3 protein-coding genes are annotated in these 4,380 nt (G+C 74.9%); 1 reads left to right on the forward strand and 2 read right to left on the reverse strand.

The annotated features are described in order from the left end of the window. Nucleotides 1-84 precede the first annotated feature (84 nt). Entirely contained in the window at nucleotides 85-798 is a 714-nt protein-coding gene (locus tag E2C05_RS29190; protein ID WP_158292451.1) for a helix-turn-helix transcriptional regulator, read from the reverse strand. Nucleotides 799-1,069: 271 nt separating this feature from the next. Between E2C05_RS29190 and E2C05_RS29195 the strand changes: the two genes are divergently transcribed. Beyond that, entirely contained in the window at nucleotides 1,070-2,776 is a 1,707-nt protein-coding gene (locus E2C05_RS29195; RefSeq protein ID WP_158292452.1) for a uracil-xanthine permease family protein, read from the forward strand. Between the two features lie 546 nt (nucleotides 2,777-3,322). Here the strand turns inward: E2C05_RS29195 and E2C05_RS29200 are convergent. Then, complete coding sequence (locus tag E2C05_RS29200) at nucleotides 3,323-4,225, reverse strand: LLM class F420-dependent oxidoreductase (protein WP_133223137.1); 903 nt, start codon at nucleotides 4,223-4,225, stop codon at nucleotides 3,323-3,325. Between the last annotated feature and the right edge of the window lie 155 nt (nucleotides 4,226-4,380).

Genomic DNA, 4,380 nt, shown 5'->3' on the forward strand with positions numbered 1-4,380 from the left:
CGAAGGCCCCGCCCGCCGGCACGCGCGGCGACGGCCCGGGCCGCGCGTCCAGCCCCCCCCACGCCTCCGGGCCGGTACCGGCCGCTACAGGCCATGGAGCAGGAACTGCGCCACCGCCTGCGACCGCGTGCGCGCGCCCAGCTTGCGGCGGGCATTCACCACATGCGTGGCGACCGTGGCGGTGCCGATCCCCAGCCGGGCGGCGATCCGCGCGTCCGACCAGCCCTCGGCAACGAAGCCCAGGCAGTCTCGTTCCCGTTCTGTCAGCTGCGGCCCGGGCGCCCGGGCCCGCACCGGCGACAGGTCCCGCATGCGGGCATGCAGGGCGATGGCGGCCAGGGCGATCGCCCGTTCCTCCTCCGGCGCCAGGCTCTCCAGCCGCTCGAACCCCAGGCTGACCACGCCGAGATAGCCGCCCGGTCCGTGGCAAGGGATGGCGAGGCCGTCCGGGCAGGGATGTTCCCGCATCGCCCGCAGCAGCCATTGGCCGCCCTTGCCCGGCCAGGCCATCGCGGTCCAGCGCTTCGGCGCGATGCTCCGCTCCATCTCCCGCGGGATGGGGTTGAAGCGATAGAAGCGCGGATCGGCGTAGAGCCCGTCATAGGCGGCGGGCGCCGCCCGGGCGTAGACATGCCCCATGGTGCCGAGCTCGGCGGCGGTGCGGTAGGCGCGGGCATTCAGCGCCTGGACGCCATAGGCGCCGAGGCGGTGGAGGAAGGCGGCGCCGACCCCGGCCGCGCTGGGCTGGTCGTGGCAACCTTCGATCAGGTCGAGCACCCGGGTCGAGAACAGCGGCATCGTTCCCCACGCCCAGCACATTCCATTAAAGAGACTCTACCGAAACCTGTCTGAAATTGCAACAGTCCGGTCACGCCACGCGATGGTTGGCGGGCGCAGCGATCGGGTCGCCTGCGTGCCCATGCCGGAAGGTCGGCCGCGCTGGATAATCGCCGCCCCCCCGGCCCGCCGCCCCCCTGCCCCATCGCAGCCTTGCCCCGCCATTCCGCCGCGCTGCTGGCGCCGGCGGCACCGGGAGCGGATACTCCCGAGGCACCGAGGAGAGGCCGGGATGTCCCGCAGGCCCGCCAGCATGCGCTACCTGGCGGGGGACGTCCCGCCGCCGCTGGCGACCATCGCCAATGCGCTGCAATACGTCGCCGTCACCTCCTCCTTCCTGGTCTTCCCGCTGATCGTGGCGCGGGAGGCCGGGCTGGATGCCGCGGCGACCGACGGGATGCTGGGCTGGGCGATGCTCGTCCTCGCGCTCGGCACCACGCTGCAGGCGCTGCCGCGCGGGCCGGTCGGCAGCGGCTATCTCGCGCCCTCGACCATGACGGCGATCTTCCTCGGGCCCTCGCTGGAAGCGGTGCGGATCGGCGGCATCGCCCTGATGTCGGGCATGACCTTGCTGGGCGGCGCGGTGCAGGCCGCCTTCGCGCAATCGCTGCACCGGCTGCGGCGGGTGCTGCCGGCGGAGCTTGCCGGCGTCATCGTCCTGCTCGTCGGCGTGTCCAACGGCATGGTCGGGCTGCGGTCCCTGCTGCAGCCGGGCGGCGGCGCACTGCCGGGCGCGGCCGACTGGATGGTCGCCGGCATCACCCTCGGCACCATGGTCGCGGCGAATGTCTGGAGCCGCGGCGTCCTCGGCCTGTCCTGCGCGCTGTTCGGCATGCTGGCCGGTTATGCCGCGGCGGCGCTGACCGGCGTGCTGCCGGCGGCGCGGCTGGCCGAGGTGGCGAGCCTGCCGCTGCTGGCGCCGCCCGGCACCGCGCATATGGGCCTTTCCTTCGACCCCGCCCTGACGCTGCCCTTCGTCATCGCGGCACTGGCCAATGCGCTAAAGGCGGCCGGGCTGCTGACCGCGGCGCAGCGGCAGCTGGACGCCGACTGGGTGCGGCCGGACCTCCGGCCGATCGGCCGCGGCGTGCTGGCGGACGGGCTGGGCGTGATGGCGGCCGGCGCCGCCTCGGTCTTCGCGGTCAATGTCAGCGCCTCCTCCGTCGGGCTGACGGCGGCGACCGGCGTCGCCAGCCGGCGCGTCGCCTTCGCCACCAGCGCGCTCTTCGTCGTCTTCGCCTTCCTGCCGGGCGTGACGCGGCTGCTGGCGCTGATGCCGGCGCCGGTGGTCGGCGCCACCCTGGTCTTCACCAGCTGCGCCGTGCTGAAGGGCGGGATCGAGGCGATCGCGGCGCGGCTCTACGACACGCGCAAGACCCTGGTGGTCGGCCTGTCGATCATGGCCGGGCTGGCGGTGGAGGCCTTCCCGGCCGCCTTCCGCGCCATGCCGGCGGCGCTGCACCCGGTCACCGTCTCCTCCCTGGTCTTCGGCGCGCTGGTCGGCTTCCTGCTGAACCTGGTCTTCCGCCTGGGCCAGCGGCAGCGGGCGGCGCTGGCGATGGACCCCGCCGCGCCGGATGGCGAAGCGGTGGCCGGCTTCGTCGAGCGGCAGGGCGCCGCCTGGGGGGCGCGGCGGGACGTGGTGCTGCGGGCGGAATGGGCGGCGCAGGAGCTGGTGGATGCGGTGGCCGCGCATTGCGCGCCGACCGGGCCCATGCGGCTCGCGCTCGGCTTCGACGAGTTCAGCCTGACGCTGGAGCTGCGCTATGCCGGCGCCGGCCTGCCCTTGGTGCGCGACAGGCCGAGCCCGGAGGAGATCGCCGGCCATCCGGACGGGGCGCAGCGGCTGGCGGCCTTCCTGCTGCAGCGGCAGGCGACGCGGGTGAGCTTCGGCGGGCGGGAGGGCGAGCGCGTCGTCGCGTTGCTGTTCGAGCATTGATGACGGTGGGCAGACGTCAGGACGTCTGCCCACCGGTGTCGCGCGCAGGGTTGGCGCGGCGGCTGCGCGCCAAACCCGGTGATCATGCCGGTCAGCATCCATGCTGGCCGACATGAGGCCGCGGCGCGTCGCGGCGGGGCGGTGACGCCCCCGCCGCGGGACGCCGCACCGATGACGGCAGGCCGCCGGCGTGCAGCCTTCACGGCGGGAGGCAGGCCGCGGCAGGGCGGATCACGGGAGGGGCGGTCACGCCCCGCAGCGGGACGCCACGCCGGAACCATCGCGCCATGGCGGCGCGGCCTTCACAGTCGGACGCGACCCGCGCCGGCACGAATGTCCGAGGGCCGGTGACGCCCGGCAACGAGGCAGCGTCCCGGCCGCACCAGGCGATGGCGGTGCGCGCTTCACCCCGGCGCGGGCGCTGCGGCGCGGATGCCCGAGAGGCGGCCATGCCCCGCGGCGCGGTGCCGCAGGGCAGACGGCAGGCGGCGCCGCCCGAGGACGGAGGCGCCGCCCCGCCCGCATGGCCGGCCATCGCCGTCGCGCTCAGCCCGCCTCGGCCGCCACCGCGTCGCGGAAGCGCCGCAGCACCGCCAGGTGGTCGGCCATGCCGCGCCCGGCGATCCGCCGGTGGTGCCGGCGATGGAAGGTGTTGGTCAGCGTCAGGTGGGTCGCGCCCAGCCGCTTCCAGTAGGCGGCCTCCCGCGCCCAGGACGCCTCGTCCCCCGCGCCGCCGGAGATCCAGACCTCCAGCCCCACCGCGCCCGGGTCGCGCCCCGCCGCCTCGGTCAGGCGCCGGATCTTCGCCCATTCCGCCTCGATCTCGGCGCCCGGCGGATAGGCGTTCATGATCCAGCCATCGCCCAGCCGCGCGATGCGCTCCAGCGTCTGCTCGACATGCCCGCCGAACCAGACGGGGATGCGGCGGTTCACCGGCAGCGGGTTGATCCCGGCATCCTCGATGCGGTGGTACTTCCCCTCGAAGGTGACGAAGGGCTCGGCCCAGAGCCTCTGCATCACCTCCACCTGCTCTGCGCTGCGGCGGCCGCGATTGTGGAAGTTCTCGTTCAGGCCGGTGAACTCCACCGGGTTCCAGCCGACGCCGACGCCCAGCCGGAAGCGGCCCTGGCACAGCACGTCGAGGCAGGCCGCCTGCTTCGCCACCAGCGCCGCCTGGCGCTGCGCCAGGATCAGCACCTGGGTGGAGAACTCCGTCGTCGGCCGGCAGAGCGCGGCCAGGAAGCCGAAGGCGACGAAGGGGTCCTGGTACAGCCCGACCGAGAGCGAGCGCTGCTCCGGCCCCGCCTCGGCCGCCGGGTTGCCGCTCAGCACGTGGTCCGGCAGGCCGAGATTGGTGAAGCCGAGTTCCTCGGCGGCCAGCGCGAATTCCTTCACCGCCGCCGGTTCGCCGCCGATATCGCCGAGCGGCAGCATGACCCCGAGCCGCATCGCATCCTCCTCCGTCCGCGCCGGAGGGGAAGCCTGCCGCGCGCGGCCGGTGGCCACAAGCCACGCGGCCTGTGCGACGCCGGGCGCAACGGCGCCATGCGCCGCGCACCCGCGTCGCCAGGCGGGTCCGGGCCGCCCGGCGGCGCCGGCGTCCG

It is taken from the genome of Paracraurococcus ruber (assembly GCF_004353985.1).
GTDB classification, from domain to species: Bacteria; Pseudomonadota; Alphaproteobacteria; order Acetobacterales; family Acetobacteraceae; genus Paracraurococcus; species Paracraurococcus ruber.